19 protein-coding genes are annotated in these 14,136 nt (G+C 36.9%); all 19 read right to left on the bottom strand.

Annotated features, from left to right (window positions below; genetic code table 11):
• Positions 1–7 precede the first annotated feature (7 nt).
• On the bottom strand, positions 8–922 hold the full coding sequence (gene pfkB, locus FC37_RS09395; RefSeq protein WP_025005881.1) for a 1-phosphofructokinase: 915 nt from the start codon (positions 920–922) through the stop codon (positions 8–10).
• Positions 922–1,677, bottom strand: coding sequence for a DeoR/GlpR family DNA-binding transcription regulator (locus FC37_RS09400; RefSeq protein ID WP_025005882.1), 756 nt, complete (start codon positions 1,675–1,677; stop codon positions 922–924). The genes pfkB and FC37_RS09400 overlap by 1 nt, the downstream gene beginning before the upstream one ends.
• Before the next feature lie 268 nt (positions 1,678–1,945).
• The gene (locus tag FC37_RS09405; protein WP_025005883.1) at positions 1,946–3,151 is read right to left on the bottom strand and encodes an ABC transporter permease; all 1,206 of its coding nucleotides are present in this window, start codon (positions 3,149–3,151) and stop codon (positions 1,946–1,948) included.
• Positions 3,144–4,040 carry an ABC transporter ATP-binding protein gene (locus tag FC37_RS09410; protein WP_025005884.1) on the bottom strand — a complete coding sequence of 299 codons (897 nt, stop codon included), beginning with the start codon at positions 4,038–4,040 and terminating at the stop codon, positions 3,144–3,146. The genes FC37_RS09405 and FC37_RS09410 overlap by 8 nt, the downstream gene beginning before the upstream one ends.
• 272 nt (positions 4,041–4,312) lie before the next feature.
• Complete coding sequence (locus FC37_RS09415) at positions 4,313–4,717, bottom strand: hypothetical protein (RefSeq protein ID WP_025005885.1); 405 nt, start codon at positions 4,715–4,717, stop codon at positions 4,313–4,315.
• A 16-nt stretch (positions 4,718–4,733) separates the two neighbouring features.
• Complete coding sequence (locus FC37_RS09420; protein WP_025005886.1) at positions 4,734–5,273, bottom strand: hypothetical protein; 540 nt, start codon at positions 5,271–5,273, stop codon at positions 4,734–4,736.
• A 222-nt stretch (positions 5,274–5,495) separates the two neighbouring features.
• Positions 5,496–5,711: a hypothetical protein gene (locus FC37_RS09425; RefSeq protein ID WP_025005887.1), complete on the bottom strand. Its 216-nt coding sequence runs from the start codon at positions 5,709–5,711 to the stop codon at positions 5,496–5,498.
• A 4-nt stretch (positions 5,712–5,715) separates the two neighbouring features.
• Entirely contained in the window at positions 5,716–5,901 is a 186-nt protein-coding gene (locus tag FC37_RS09430) for a hypothetical protein (RefSeq protein WP_025005888.1), read from the bottom strand.
• Between the two features lie 10 nt (positions 5,902–5,911).
• A complete protein-coding gene (locus FC37_RS09435; protein WP_025005889.1) occupies positions 5,912–6,181 on the bottom strand; it encodes a hypothetical protein in 270 nt (89 codons plus the stop codon).
• Positions 6,182–6,565: 384 nt separating this feature from the next.
• Positions 6,566–8,869 (bottom strand): glycoside hydrolase family 31 protein, encoded by a 2,304-nt coding sequence (locus FC37_RS09440; protein WP_025005890.1) that lies wholly within the window; start codon positions 8,867–8,869, stop codon positions 6,566–6,568.
• Positions 8,870–8,994: 125 nt separating this feature from the next.
• Positions 8,995–9,186, bottom strand: a complete 192-nt coding sequence (locus FC37_RS09445) for a hypothetical protein (RefSeq protein ID WP_025005891.1) — start codon at positions 9,184–9,186, stop codon at positions 8,995–8,997.
• A gap of 14 nt (positions 9,187–9,200) precedes the next feature.
• The gene (locus FC37_RS09450; RefSeq protein ID WP_025005892.1) at positions 9,201–9,389 is read right to left on the bottom strand and encodes a hypothetical protein; all 189 of its coding nucleotides are present in this window, start codon (positions 9,387–9,389) and stop codon (positions 9,201–9,203) included.
• A 96-nt stretch (positions 9,390–9,485) separates the two neighbouring features.
• Positions 9,486–9,707, bottom strand: a complete 222-nt coding sequence (locus FC37_RS09455; RefSeq protein WP_025005893.1) for a hypothetical protein — start codon at positions 9,705–9,707, stop codon at positions 9,486–9,488.
• The gene (locus FC37_RS09460) at positions 9,697–9,930 is read right to left on the bottom strand and encodes a helix-turn-helix domain-containing protein (protein WP_025005894.1); all 234 of its coding nucleotides are present in this window, start codon (positions 9,928–9,930) and stop codon (positions 9,697–9,699) included. The genes FC37_RS09455 and FC37_RS09460 overlap by 11 nt, the downstream gene beginning before the upstream one ends.
• Positions 9,931–9,945: 15 nt before the next feature.
• A complete protein-coding gene (locus tag FC37_RS10615; protein ID WP_025005895.1) occupies positions 9,946–10,473 on the bottom strand; it encodes a DUF2975 domain-containing protein in 528 nt (175 codons plus the stop codon).
• Between the two features lie 15 nt (positions 10,474–10,488).
• The gene (locus tag FC37_RS09470; protein ID WP_025005896.1) at positions 10,489–11,007 is read right to left on the bottom strand and encodes a DUF2975 domain-containing protein; all 519 of its coding nucleotides are present in this window, start codon (positions 11,005–11,007) and stop codon (positions 10,489–10,491) included.
• Between the two features lie 156 nt (positions 11,008–11,163).
• Positions 11,164–11,487 (bottom strand): bacteriocin immunity family protein, encoded by a 324-nt coding sequence (locus tag FC37_RS09475; protein WP_025005897.1) that lies wholly within the window; start codon positions 11,485–11,487, stop codon positions 11,164–11,166.
• A gap of 305 nt (positions 11,488–11,792) precedes the next feature.
• Positions 11,793–12,542 carry an aspartate/glutamate racemase family protein gene (locus tag FC37_RS09480; RefSeq protein ID WP_025005899.1) on the bottom strand — a complete coding sequence of 250 codons (750 nt, stop codon included), beginning with the start codon at positions 12,540–12,542 and terminating at the stop codon, positions 11,793–11,795.
• An 8-nt stretch (positions 12,543–12,550) separates the two neighbouring features.
• The gene (locus FC37_RS09485) at positions 12,551–14,122 is read right to left on the bottom strand and encodes a UDP-N-acetylmuramoyl-L-alanyl-D-glutamate--2,6-diaminopimelate ligase (protein ID WP_025005900.1); all 1,572 of its coding nucleotides are present in this window, start codon (positions 14,120–14,122) and stop codon (positions 12,551–12,553) included.
• Positions 14,123–14,136: the final 14 nt, after the last annotated feature.

The raw sequence follows: 14,136 nt of genomic DNA on the forward strand, positions 1-14,136 counted from the left end.
CTTTAAATTAAGAAATTTGTCCAACCTTAATCTGTGGCAATACTGCGTCGATTTGACTCTTCACAGCGATATCCTTGGTAAATGCAGTAGCAGCACCACAAGCCATACCAATTCTAAAGCCTTCCTTAGGATCTTGAGTCTTGTAGTAAGTACCAACAAAACCAGCGATCATTGAGTCACCGGCACCAACTGAGTTGACAGCAGTACCAACGGCACCCTTAGCGTGGTATACGTGATCCTTAGTCAAAAGGAAACCACCTTCGCCAGCCATTGAAACCATGACATTTTGTGCACCCATATCAAGCAACTTTTGTGCGTATTCAAGCATCACGTCGCTAGAATCAAAGGTTACGCCAAAGAGGTCAGCCAATTCGTGGTGGTTAGGCTTGATTACTAATGGCTTGTATTCCAAAGTATCAAGAAGAGCTTGACCAGTAGTATCAACTACGAATTCTGCACCAGCTTCCTTAATAGTTGGAAGAAGTGATTGATAAAAATCAGTTGGTAAGCTTGGAGTAAGTGAACCACTCATGACAACAATGTCACCCTTTTTCAAGTCGTTCAAACGATCCTTGAAAGCAGTGATTTCTTGGTCAGTAATGTTAGGACCAGCTGCGTTAATTTCAGTTTCCTTTTCTGCATGAATCTTAACGTTCACACGAGTGTTGTCTGAAATAGTAACGAAGTCACTTTCAATTCTCTTTTGGTTTAATTGGCGAACCAATTCCTTGCCAGTGAAACCACCAACAAAGCCCCAAGCAGTGTTATCAACACTTAATTGGTTAAGAATTTGAGAAACGTTAATTCCTTTCCCACCTGCTAAAAATGCATCATTATTAGTTCTGTTAACTTCCCCGCGGTTAACTTTTTCTAATTGAAGAACATAGTCAAGCGCTGGGTTAACAGTTACTGTATAGATCATTATTTTGCCTCCTCTAGGTTGATATCGGCAGGTAATGCCGCTTTTTGACTGGATTTAAGTTGATCTGTTACCACGTAAACGTCCTTGGTATTGGCGAAAACCGCAAAGTTGCGTTCACCAATCTTGGATGAATCAGCTAAAACATAGGCATGTCTAGCTTGTTTAATTTCGGCAGCCTTAATTGCAGCTTCTTCGGGATCTGGCGTTGTAAGATTGCCATTTTTTTCGATTCCGTTAGCTCCAACAAAACTAACTGAAAAGTTCATCTCTCTAATTTGAGCGAGTGCAGTTTGACCAATCACCGCATGAGTGTCATCTTTGACCTCGCCACCAATTAAGATGGTCTTAATGCCGTGATTCAAGCTACATAACGCCGTTTCAACACCATTGGTAATGATCTTCACCTTGGGAACATCGGCCAAAAATGGGACTAACTCATATGTGGTCGTTCCCGCATCGATAAAGACATTATCACCGGGTTGAACAAAGTTGCGAGCTGCATACTTAGCAATCGCAATTTTAACGTCATGATTCAAATTAAAGCGGACGTTTTGGGAAACATCACGAGAAAAATTTTTTACTGATTGAGCACCACCATGCACACGCTTAAGCATTCCGTTCTTCTCCATCTGAATAAGATCGCGACGGATAGTTGATTCGGATGTATCAGTTAAGTCGCATAACTCGCTAACGCGGCATACTTCGTGCTGATTAACGTAGTTTTCAATTAAGCTTTGGCGTTCTTGTGTCAGCATTTCTTTTTCACCTCTATCATTATTGTATCCGCTTTTTTCTCCAAAATCAATCACATTTCTTCAAAAATAATCATTTTCATTAATTATTCTTCATTAAAATTCATTTTTATGCATTTTTTACGCAAAAAACAGATCATGTGTATTTACATGATCTGTTTTCGTAGTCACTGATAATTATTCTTAGTCATTTTACCCTATTTGACGAAGAATAAACAAAAATGACGAAGAAAAACCAGCAAGATTATTTCTTGCTGGCTAAATAAATATTCTAATTAAGCAATCCACGCTTAAAGTTTTGCCATGGACCTAAATCGTCAGTTTGTAAAATCAACTTCGGATAGATACGTCTGATCCACATAAAGGAAATTACTATTGCTAACAAAGCAGCCACAGCTGAAATTCCTGCTTCAAAGCCAGTCGCATTTCCTTTCAGCACTCTCATTGGCATAATGAATGATGATAAGAATGGAACATATGACAAAATCTTAGCCCAGATCGGATCACCTGCTGATTGTAAGTTGATTGCGATCAAGAAGCCAACAATACCGACAGTCGTCAAAGGTGAAACTGCCTTATTTGCATTCTCGCTCTTAGCAGTCAAAGCACCACAAAATGCGGCGAAGATGATGAATAATACTAAAGCTAGTACCGTGAACAGTAGGCCCCAGGACAAAAGGTTGCCTACGACTTGGTAGATCATCGGTTTGAACTTGTTGAAACTGTCGCTAACCCCACCAATATACGGTGCAGCATAATAACAACCTGCTAAACCTAACGCATAAATTAACACCTGGGTAATAATTTCACCAAAAATGCCCAAAATTTTACCAATAAAGTAATCCCCACCTGGCATACTGGAGAAGATTACTTCCATCATCTTGGTGCCCTTCTCGGTCGCAATATCTTGTGCCGTTACTTGAACGTAAGTTAAAACCAAGAAATATAATAAGAAAATCAGAATGAAGAAGGTTATTTCTTGTACTGGATTATCGGCACTGCCGTCAGATTGTTTGATAGTCTGTTTGAAATCAACTTGATTCGACAATGCCTGTATTTGCTTAGCAGATAATTGGGCTGCTTTTAAGTTCAAGTCTTGCTGGACATTTTTTAGACTAATCAAAAATTCTGACTTAAGATCATCGTCCATCTTCTCATCGCTGTGATAAGTAGCAATTATGCGATTATCCTTTTCTTGAACTACTACGTAACCATCAATGTCGTCATTGTGGTAAGCCTTCTTAGCCTTGGCGACGCTGGCGTAGTTGTCAAAATCATCCGACTTCTTGACTGATTGGCGTAACGCCGCATTGTCAGTTACCACGCCAACATAACTATCGTCACCACTACCCGTCATGAATCCAATTCCAAATATCACGAAGACCATAATGAATGGTGCTAAAATCATGAATAAATATGACCATGTCTTAACTTCTCTGCGGTAGGTTTCTTTCGCTACTAACCAAATCTTATGCATGACGGGCACCTGCCTTCATCCTAAATATTTCATCCAGTGTTGGTGGTTCTTGATCAAAAGTCTGAATATATTGGCCAGCAGATAACTCATCAAAGATTGCTTTGCCATATTTTTCATCTTCAAGAATGAGCAGCTTAGAGCCGTTATTCTGTGCGATGGCATCCGTTACACCAGGCAATTCACGAAGATCACTCAAACTCTTGTCTGTTCTAACAAAGATCCGAGTCAGGCCAAAGCTATTCTTGATCTCATTGACCGGACCGTTTAAAACGACACGCCCATCATTAATCATCACGACATCATCACAGAGTTCTTCAACGTTACGCATGTCATGATCAGAAAAAATAATCGTTGCACCATTTCTTTTTTCTTCAAGAATCAGCTGTTTCATCAAATCAACGTTGACGGGATCTAATCCGCTAAAAGGTTCATCCAAAATAATTAATTTAGGCTGATGAATCAAAGTAGCGATCATCTGGACCTTCTGTTGATTACCTTTAGACATTGATTTGATTTTATCGGTAGGTAAGCCTTTTACGCCTAAGCGTGATAACCAATCAGGCAGTTCTGCCTTAGCCTTCTTAGCTGACATCCCTTTCAAGCTGGCTAAAAAACTAACTTGATCAGCCACGGTTAATTTAGGCATCAAACTGCGTTCTTCAGGCAAATATCCTACTTGATCATAGTCTTTGGCATTTAACTTTTTGCCATCAATACTAATCGTACCGGTATAATCCACGAAGTTCAGAATGCTGTGAAAAATCGTTGATTTTCCGGCACCGTTTTTACCGACCAAGCCTAGGATGCGGCCATTCTGCACGGAAAAGCTCACATCGAATAAGACTTGATTAGCACCGAAGCTCTTATTGAGGTGGTCGATCGTTAACATAGTTTATCCTTTCGTCAACTTTTATCGTTCTTGTCTCTTTTCATGGCAAAAGCCACAAAAAAATGAAAAAGTTATCACAGAAATTAATTAGTAGAACTTTTCCCAGTGAATGACTGCTTCTCAGCGTTTTTTTGCCTAACACAATAGTGCGATAAGTATATTGACCGCCACGCCGTCCTGCAATCGTTCTAATTACTGCAGCAATTAAACTCACGACTAGCACAAGTACAATCACTAAAATAATCGATTTCGTATTATTATCCATATTCATTCTAAAATAGTAAAGCAAAGAACATTCCGCTGATAAATTCGCCAATTATTTCCCAGGAAAATATTTCCTTCATCAAATTAAAACTATTAAGGTTCATTAACCAGTCAAACAATACACCTACTACTATGAAAAATAGACCGGTTAAGATCATGTTTCTAATCATAGTAGTTACTTTAATCTTAGAAAAGGTTGCAGCAATAACGCCATGCTCGATCAAACTTAATGTAATAAAGGCCCCAGCCATTGAACCAAAAACGGCTCCGATAGCGATTTCAGCTAATTGATTAACTAATGGTGCGTTCTTTAAGTCATAGCCAATCCACATAACGATTGGTAAAACAAGCATCCCTACTAACATGCCAACCAAAATCTTACGATTATCACGTTCAAATTTAGTCTGTTCCATGATTATTCACTGCTTTCTAAATAATTGAATCTGAATCTTTTTGCACTTTCATTCCATACTTGAATACCAAGTACACCACATACAAAACTGCTAAAAACAATAATCCATTAGTAATGCCATTCGGATAGACATAATTCTGAGTTTGTGCATTAACCAGCTCATGATTGCAGGCAATTATAACGTAATCAATAATTGAACCCACCGTATAACAAGCAACTGAAATTAATAATTTTTTGAGCAGTTGCAAGTTCTTTGCCGCAAAGTAAATTTCTTGCTTAATGTTTTTGACAATTAAACGTGCGTAACGACAAATCAAGAATTCAGCGATAGCCATTACCATGAATAACATTCCTAATCCTACAATGAGCCAGATGAGTTGTACATCTGAAATATTATGTACGCCCAAGCCTACACGGAATCCGTCGCGAAAATCTGCGTTGGATAAGCCAAATAAACCCACACCTACTGTGCCAATGCCGAAAATTACGCCGAGAACACAAATCACTTGATATATCCAAGTTAATATCGTTAATAGATTTAAAATAAACTTTTTCATTTTCTTACTCCTCTATGAGTTAGCTTTTAATACGCTTCTAATATATTATTGTATATCGATAATTAATAGCTGTAAAGCACATAAATAATATTTTTTAAAGTAAATAGTTTTAGCTATATCCATATTACTTATTTTTAATATTCTACCTTGAAAGAGCATTATCAGAGTAAAAAATACCGAACCGGTCGGTTTTAGGACTTATTCGGTATTTTAGAGCTTATATTAACTTTTACTGCCCTCAATAAACAAGAAACCATATGTAAAAATATAGGCAAACGCTAAAGTAATGATTGTTTCTAAAACGAAACTATCCGTATGTATTATTAATCGATTAATGAGTTGATACAACCCACTCGCAACGAGCACACTGACTATGGATACAAAAATTATCCATTGTTTTGATACTTTTTCTTCGCCACGTTTAATTGCTTTTTTCATTTTTCTATTCCCTTAGAATTCGTTTGATTTTAATGACAGCGCTGATAATTAACATAATAGCCACAATTGTAAGCAAGGTAATTCTCTGCCAGCTCCAAGTGCCCTGGCCAATATTTGCTAACACTAAAACTAACAGCAATAGCAACATTCCAATGATGTTCATTATTTGTCTTTTCTTATCTGGTAACATTTTTAATGCCTCAACTTATTCTAAAAAAACCTTCCAAAATAGATGGGAATACCAAGGCAAATAGTTGTTTGAAATCATTAATAAGGTAGGCAACGAAGGCCAGGCCAAAATTAACCTTTTCATCTCTTACCTTGACTATCATGAGTTTTCCATCAATCTTTTTGTATTCTCTATGCTTGTAGATATACACTCCATTTTGTCGATTATAAACAGTCTGAATCAGTGCAGCTATAAGCCAGATAATCAATATTCCACTGATGAGCATTAGAATCGAAATCATTATTCTGCCTTCTTATTTTTATTATTTTTCTTTGAAATTTATTGCATCTCGATAATTAATAATTGAAAAGAGGTAAAATAATATTTTATCAAGTATATTTATCTATCTTCAATTAAGACACTGCCTCAACAATCCTCACTGCATTATCTTCCATGAAATTCCGTCTTTTACCAGTTATGCGCGTTAACGGTGTTGGGTTCATCCCCCTTTATAAAATCATATTAAAACGACAGCTTCACATGTAAAGAAGGACCGATTTGGTATCAAAAAAGCTCCAACTAGTTCATGAAATACACTAGTTGAAGTCTTATAATATTCAACTTTAATATTTTTTCACCCACAAAAAATAGCCACCGAATTTAATCGATGGCTACAAACTTATTTTTATTTTTCTACGTATTCACCGTCGCAATAATCAAAGACAACTTCGCGATCAGCTAACTTAACTATAATCTGTTGATATTCATGTGCATAACCATGATGAGTTAACTTCACTGTTACCTGATCACCATCAACTTCAACGTCATACAAGTTGTATTCGCCATTTTCATACTTAAAGTCAAGACCATTATCTTGATAATGAGTGTACTTACCAAGCTTGCCAAAGACTCTGAAGGTTATTTCTTGATCTGGTTCATCAGAAATGTGACTAACTTCCTTACCCCATGGTAAAATCGTATTCTTCTTGATAAATAATGGCAACTTATCAATTGGTGCATCAACTAAAATCGTATTTCGTCCGGCATACTCAACCCCGTTCCAAAAGTCGATCCATTCACCTTCTGGCAAGTAAACGGCCCGCTTCGTCTGGCCTTCTTGAACAACTGGGGCTGTCAAAATGTCTTCACCCACCATGTACTCGTCGTTCATGTTATACACATGTGGATCATTTTCATAATTCAAAACCAACGGCCGCATAACTGGCAAGCCTGTCTTGCTTTCACGATAGAATTCATCATACAGATATGGAATAAAACGATAGCGCAACTTCAAATATTTCCGATAAATTGACAAAGTCGGTTCACCAAAGACCCACGGTTCCTGTGAACGCGTGCCAAGAGCGGCATGGTTTCTATAAAGCGGACTAAACAATGCTCCCTCAATCCAACGTGTTAATAATTCTGGCGTGGTATCAGCTCCAAAGCCGCCAATGTCAGTACCAGCAAAGCTGAAGCCACTCAGACCCAAATTACATAATTGCGGAATCATCATTTGCACATGTGGCCACAAACTTTGGTTATCACCCGTCCACACTGTGGAAAACTTTTGAGTTCCGGCATATGCTGCACGCGTGATTACAAATGGCCGCTTACCTGAATATTTCTTCAAGCCTTCATAAGTTGCCTTAGCCATGTTGTGGCCATAGACATTGTGCATCTTTTTATGAGTGGTTTCCTCATCTTCATTATGGAAGACTACATCTTCTGGAACTTCACCTCTAAATGAAGCTGGTTCGTTCATATCGTCCCAAATACCTGAGACGCCTAAGTCAACTAAGTACTTGCAGTTCTTAGCCCACCATTCACGTACTTGCTTGCGACCAAAGTCTGGGAAGACTGCATCCCCTGGCCAAACTTCATTCACATAAACAGTGCCATCTGGAGCCTTAACGAAGTAGCCCTTTTCAAGACCCTCTTGGTAGATCTTGTAGTCGTCATCCTTCTTTACACCCGGGTCGATGATCGTAATAATTCTGAAGCCGAGCTTACGCATCTTTTTAACAAAATCTTCTGGAGCTTCATAGGTATCTTTTCTCCAAGTGAAGACACGATATCCATCCATGTAGTCGATATCAAGGTGTAAAACATCGCATGGCAAATCATATTTGCGCAAATTTTCAGCGATCTTTTCTACTTGTTTTTGGCTGACACTATAGCCCCAACGTGATTGTTGATAACCTAATGTCCACTTTTGAGGCATTGGTACACGGCCGGTCAGATAAGTATAGTTAGTGATAACTTCCTTAAGTGAATCACCGCCAATAATGTAGTAATCAATATTGCCATCAACTGCTGAGTAGTAATAATAATTGTTGCTTTCTTTACCTAGATCAATGTGGTTGCGGTAAGTATTGTCAAAAAAGATACCGTAAGGATGACCATTTTTAATACCAAGTAAAATTGGAATTGACTTATAAAGTCGAGTGAAACTTTCTACTTGCGGATCAGGATTATCAGTATTCCAGTTGTCATAAGCATAATGACGCTTGTTTAAGAAACCTGTTTTATCACCCAGGCCATAAAATTGTTCATCTCTGGCTAAAGTCTTGATAATTTCATAATAGTTTTCATCATGCATGCCCAGCAATTTCTTAACATCATGGCCTTCTGATTCAGCTAGCTTCAAGTGCTCTTTGTCCATCTGACGATCGATTGGCGTTCTACTGCCGCGATAATCAATAATTAACGGATCGCCTTTTTCATCATAAACATCAATCTTTTCGTCATCGTATGCCTTAACAGTTAACTTTTCAGTTGTTATTTCAGCATAATCGCCTTTATCTTCAACATCAAAGTCAGTCTTAATTTCCTTATCGCCTTCAATGGCGTAAGAATTGCTGGCGTTGCCGCGATCTTGAAACACACGAATAATCTCTGGAGTTAAGACTGTTAACTCTAAAGGTTTATCTTGATAATTTAAAATAATTTTTTGTCCATCTTTAGTAAAGTTAATTAATTTATTAGTCATAAAATTCCCCTATTCAAGCCTTTTTTGTATTCGCTTTCAATTTTAGCATAATAGTGCGCTCGATTAACTTAAAACTGGGAATCCGAAACTTTTTCCAACAAAAAAACCGCCTTGCGGCGGCTTAGTTAATTGAAAATATCTGACATTTTAGTTGGAATATTATTATTTTTAACAAAATATTTTTTAAAAGTAGTGAAATCTTGGTCTTCTCGATCTCGGTGTACGTACATATCATGCACTGCCCAAAATGCGGTAATTGCTAAATTAACACCTAGAACAATCAATAAACCAATCAAAATATATAGTAAGTACATCATTATACGTACACCTCCTAAATCGTTATCTGGCCCAGCGTGATATCTTCAATGAAATATCTTACAAAAGCCTCTCCAAAACTCATGCCTTGTCCATTGTAGACATGCCATTCTTCACGCTTTGCTCCAATTGTTCTAGCCATACTGACTAAAAAACAAATGGCTAAATAAACTAAAACTATGTTTGCAACTATCATAATGACCATGTCTACACGTCCTTCCGCATCTGTATCACTTAACTAATACACTAATATCTATTGCCTAATTTGTCAATATCTAATTCAAAATTTCACTAATAGATTTTACTTATCATGCTTCCTACCAATATACAAAAAGCCATAAATCGCCGGTCCAATTACAATTGCACCGGCAACAGAAGTAACTAGTACTACGACAAAACGTGGCATTGCAAAAAAGTCTGCACTAAAACCCTTACCAGCCCAGGCTCCGACAAATACTATTGCCCAAGCAATTAGCATTGAGATAAATAATTTTAAAGCTGAAAATTCATTTTTATTTTTCATCATCTTCACCTTTATCTTCATCATCTGGCACATACTTAAGCAAATCACCAGGTTGGCAATCTAATGCCTTACAAATTTTGCTAAGTGTATCAAAACGAACACCATGTGCCTTACCTGTTTTCAAAATAGACAAGTTCGCCGGTGTAATCCCAATTTCTTTAGCTAAATCTTTTGACTTCATCTTTCTTTTTAACAGCATAAAGTCAACAGTTACTTCAATCATCTGTTTTCATCCCCATTAAATAAAAGTATCTGATTCTTGTTGCAGCTTTAAACCAGATTTAAATACTAGATAAATAATATAGATAATTGCTAAAAAGATTAAGGCATTCCAGCTACTTGCTACCCATTCACTAGAAAGCTGGTCTGCTTTAGCAAATTCACCAGTCACGCAAATCAACAAGACATTGACCCAATTTAGTATAGTATAAATACCTACAGTCGCCAGCAACCGCTGCAATAATTGCAGGTTATCTTGTTCAAAATACTTCTCTTGATTTAAATTTACAATCATTTTTTGTAAATAATGAACAATTACAATCATCACAATATCGGCAATTAATGCCACAGCAATCACCATCCATGCTGAAGGACCATTGCTTACTTTAAAAAATGGAGTAATCATCATCTGGCGAATCCAGCCTTGCGTTCCGGGCGTTATGACTGCAGCAACTAAAAAGATCAAATAGAAGATCGCCATCAAAACAAAGTATATTTCGCCAATCCAGGATACGATGTTAAGTAATTTAAAAACTTTATTTTTCATTTATATTCTCCCTTCCTAAATAATCTTGTTAGTGTCATCACGTAAGGCTAAGCCATGCTTAAAGATCAAGTAGACAACATAGACAATCGCAATAAATACCAGATCAGCAATATATGCATTAGGATAAAATGGTGTGCTGTCCATTGGCAAGATAATTGCCCAGGAAATAATTGACAACACTGTATAAACAATTGATCTAATTAACAATTGCTTCAATTCATGCAGGTTAGCCTGATCAAAGTAAACTTCTTGCTTGATATTCTTGATCAAGTGCCGCACATTATGAATGCCAAGATTAAAGAAAATAACAGCTATCAAACCAATAATCATAAAAAATGGTAGTATATGCCAAAATTGGCTACTATACTGGCGTAAACCAGGTTCTTTAGCAATTTCTCTGATTACATCTGGCATTTTAACTAATAAGAATACAAAAGATCCTGCCATGAGTGTACATACAGCAATTGAAAACCACATAAATATTTCAATAATCCAGCTAATTATCGTTATTAGATTCAGGATAAACTTTTTCATAATTCATTCCTCCCTATAGAGTTATCTACCTCTCATTAATTTTATTGTATTACGATAATTATTGGTTGTAAATATATAATTTTATATTGAGGTGCAAAAAAATAGCTATCAAACCATTTTAGGTTAATAGCTATTTTCTTATATTTAATTTCTGTTTTATCTTCTACCAATGCCCGAAAAGGCCAAGCCTAAGGCTGCACCACCAAGTGCTCCTGCTTGATGAGAGACAGGGCGAACACCATTAGCAATCTCATAGTGAAATTCAGTCACACCCTTAGATAACTTGCTTTGCCAGCTTAAAGGATCAAGACCAACACGAATTAAGTTGCAAACATAGTTAGCTGATTCGCCAGTTTCGAGTTGATGCTTAGCATTAAGCAAAACTTTGCGTTCTTCTGGTTTAGTATTTTCGTTTACTAACAAATCAGTAATATTATTCAAAAGCCAAATCTTCAAGTCGTTTTCATCTTCTTGATACATTTTGAGACCTTCTTTGATTTTTCATTTGCTCTTATTATAGTCCTAAAAAATCAAAATGAACCTTCAAAATTAATTCTCTAATCAACGAAAAGCCTGGCAAAAAATCGTCGCAATTATGCCTTCATAAAGCGCAGCCATTCCCCAGGGGACATGATAATCTTCTTTTACTATTGTGTTCCAAACATCTATTAAATCATTCATTCTCTCATATAACCTATTTACAATATTACGATTTACTATATTATAATATTGTAAATTATAGTCCAACAAAATACCGAACCAGCTTCGCACTGATTCGGTATTTTTTACTTATACATATATTTCTTACATGCTTCTTCAGGATCCATCCCGTGACGAATCTTAAGCGCAACCTCAATTGACACGTCAGCAATAATTGATTGCGGATCAATCACGTTATAAGGATGATCTGGTGCCTTTTCTTGAGCTAAAGATAATTCAGTACAACCAAGTAAAATAACGTTGCAGCCATACTTATCATGCATTGTTTTCAAAATCTTGTGATACAAGTCATGATCAACAATGCCTTTTTCTTTAATATCAGAATAAATCAATTCATTGACCATCGGCTGAATCTCAGGACCACCTAATTCTACCGTCCTGCCAACTTTTTGAATTTCATCGGCATATAAATAATCATAAATTGACCCTTCTGTAGCAATTAAGCCAATTTTCTTTTCATCAGGATAATTATCAATAAAATTGTGCACTGCAATCCGCATCATATGCAAGAATGGCTTATCAGTAAGTGCTGCCAAATCATCATAGAAATAATGCGCAGTGTTGCATGGCATTACCAAAAAGTCTGTTCCCAGCTTATCCTGGCCTTCTACATCATCTTTTAAATCATAAAAGAAGTTAGGCTTAGAATGATCCTTAATATAAGCAGTTCTATCAGGAACTTGAGCATCATTAACCAAAATATAGTTTAAATAATCTTGGTCTCGCGCAATTTTTACTCGATGGTTAATTAAACGAACATAACTTTCAGTGGCAATGGTTCCCATCCCACCAATAATACTAAAGAAATGTTTCATCTTATCTTCTACTTTCTAAAATGCTCTTTTTGACCTTCTAATTCATTGATCACTTCTTGAGCAACTACGATATCTGATGGATATGGAGTATTTACGCCGCGAATCTTTTGAAATGCATCTGCACCCTTGCCGCAGATTAAGACTACATCATCTGGACCGGCCATAGCAATCGCGTCATGAATAGCTTTCTTACGGTCTAATTCAATTGTAACGTCGCATTTAGAGTGATCGATACCTGAATCTATTTCCTCGGCAATACTCTTAGGGTCTTCGAATCCTGGATCATCAGTAGTCAAAAATGCTTTATCTGCATATGCACTTAAACTTTCACTAAAGCCTGGACGACGAGATACCCCTTTATCACCAGGTGCACCAACGACCACAATAATCTTAGGATTATTAAATTCACTTTGCATGAAGTTCATTAAAGCCATCATCGAAGCTTTATTGTGTGCATAGTCAACTACAACCATTCCGTGGCTCTTAGTTCTTTCAGTTTGCATACGACCTGGAATAGTTACATCACGAATACCCTTAGCACATTGATCATGGTTAAGGCCTGCAAGACCAGCACCGATAATCGCAGCAGTACCGTTTGATTCATTAAAGTCACCAAGCATCTTCAAAGTATAGTCACCGTTGATTGGCAATTTACGTGCCTTATTACTAGAGCAGAATAACTTGAAGCGAGTTTCCTTCATATCTAATTCTTGAGAAGCAAATCTGAAGTCAATTGGTACCTTTAAATCCGGATTTTCAAAATCTTCTCTAGCAAATAAGTAAATGCTATCAGGATTAGTAGTAGTGGTTGCTGCAGCGTAAACCTCATTGAAGTGAGCAGTTTCTGCATTGATAATACACTTGCGTGAATTTACCAATAATTGCAACTTGCAGTGTAAGTAATCTGCAAAATTAGGGTGTTCATTTGGTCCAATATGGTCTGGACTAATATTCAAGAAGAAACCTAAATCATAAGTTAAACCAAAGACACGATTCTTCTTGTATGCTTGACTTGAAACTTCCATTACCAAGTGAGTCATTCCGTTATCAACAGCAGTACGCATGTCACGGAACAAGTCCAAACTTTCTGGGGTAGTCAAACTAGACTTAAAACTATCTTCTGGCTTTGGTCCAACAACGTCATTAACTGATGAAATCAAAGCAGTCTTGCCGCCATTAGCTTGGTCGAGCATTCCCTTTAAAAAGTATGCAGAAGTAGTCTTACCCTTAGTTCCAGTAAATGCTACTACATACAAATCATCTTGTGGAAAACGGAAGAATGCTGCTGAAAGTAATGCCATTGCCTTTGATACGTCACGTACGATCAATGCATGCATCCCTTTACCTTCTGGATAAGGTTGTTCAGCTACGTAGCAGATTGCTCCATTATCTTTAGCCATTGATAAATATGTTGGTCTAAAGCCTGCACCTTTACAGAAGAATAAAGTGTTAGTTTGGATATCACGTGAATCATATGACACGTATTCCATCTTGGTTGCTACAGTATCTTGTACTGCACTTGACTTAAGTAAATGATGCTCTTTTAAAATTAAAATACAGGTATTTAAAGAAATACTCATTTTTTCTCCTCGTT

This window comes from Lactobacillus gallinarum DSM 10532 = JCM 2011 (assembly GCF_001434975.1).
Taxonomy (GTDB): domain Bacteria; phylum Bacillota; class Bacilli; order Lactobacillales; family Lactobacillaceae; genus Lactobacillus; species Lactobacillus gallinarum.

What these genes read in the sequence shown, in the direction of transcription:
- FC37_RS09435 (WP_025005889.1), bottom strand. Translation starts at nt 6,181, where the DNA reads ATGATTTCGATTCTAATGCTCATCAGTGGAATATTGATTATCTGGCTT.
- FC37_RS09480 (WP_025005899.1), bottom strand. Translation starts at nt 12,542, where the DNA reads ATGAAACATTTCTTTAGTATTATTGGTGGGATGGGAACCATTGCCACT.
- FC37_RS10615 (WP_025005895.1), bottom strand. Translation starts at nt 10,473, where the DNA reads ATGAAAAATAAAGTTTTTAAATTACTTAACATCGTATCCTGGATTGGC.
- FC37_RS09400 (WP_025005882.1), bottom strand. Translation starts at nt 1,677, where the DNA reads ATGCTGACACAAGAACGCCAAAGCTTAATTGAAAACTACGTTAATCAG.
- pfkB (WP_025005881.1), bottom strand. Translation starts at nt 922, where the DNA reads ATGATCTATACAGTAACTGTTAACCCAGCGCTTGACTATGTTCTTCAA.
- FC37_RS09410 (WP_025005884.1), bottom strand. Translation starts at nt 4,040, where the DNA reads ATGTTAACGATCGACCACCTCAATAAGAGCTTCGGTGCTAATCAAGTC.
- FC37_RS09450 (WP_025005892.1), bottom strand. Translation starts at nt 9,389, where the DNA reads ATGGTCATTATGATAGTTGCAAACATAGTTTTAGTTTATTTAGCCATT.
- FC37_RS09475 (WP_025005897.1), bottom strand. Translation starts at nt 11,487, where the DNA reads ATGTATCAAGAAGATGAAAACGACTTGAAGATTTGGCTTTTGAATAAT.
- FC37_RS09455 (WP_025005893.1), bottom strand. Translation starts at nt 9,707, where the DNA reads ATGAAAAATAAAAATGAATTTTCAGCTTTAAAATTATTTATCTCAATG.
- FC37_RS09440 (WP_025005890.1), bottom strand. Translation starts at nt 8,869, where the DNA reads ATGACTAATAAATTAATTAACTTTACTAAAGATGGACAAAAAATTATT.
- FC37_RS09485 (WP_025005900.1), bottom strand. Translation starts at nt 14,122, where the DNA reads ATGAGTATTTCTTTAAATACCTGTATTTTAATTTTAAAAGAGCATCAT.
- FC37_RS09470 (WP_025005896.1), bottom strand. Translation starts at nt 11,007, where the DNA reads ATGAAAAAGTTTATCCTGAATCTAATAACGATAATTAGCTGGATTATT.
- FC37_RS09405 (WP_025005883.1), bottom strand. Translation starts at nt 3,151, where the DNA reads ATGCATAAGATTTGGTTAGTAGCGAAAGAAACCTACCGCAGAGAAGTT.
- FC37_RS09425 (WP_025005887.1), bottom strand. Translation starts at nt 5,711, where the DNA reads ATGAAAAAAGCAATTAAACGTGGCGAAGAAAAAGTATCAAAACAATGG.
- FC37_RS09460 (WP_025005894.1), bottom strand. Translation starts at nt 9,930, where the DNA reads ATGATTGAAGTAACTGTTGACTTTATGCTGTTAAAAAGAAAGATGAAG.
- FC37_RS09420 (WP_025005886.1), bottom strand. Translation starts at nt 5,273, where the DNA reads ATGAAAAAGTTTATTTTAAATCTATTAACGATATTAACTTGGATATAT.
- FC37_RS09445 (WP_025005891.1), bottom strand. Translation starts at nt 9,186, where the DNA reads ATGATGTACTTACTATATATTTTGATTGGTTTATTGATTGTTCTAGGT.
- FC37_RS09415 (WP_025005885.1), bottom strand. Translation starts at nt 4,717, where the DNA reads ATGGAACAGACTAAATTTGAACGTGATAATCGTAAGATTTTGGTTGGC.
- FC37_RS09430 (WP_025005888.1), bottom strand. Translation starts at nt 5,901, where the DNA reads ATGTTACCAGATAAGAAAAGACAAATAATGAACATCATTGGAATGTTG.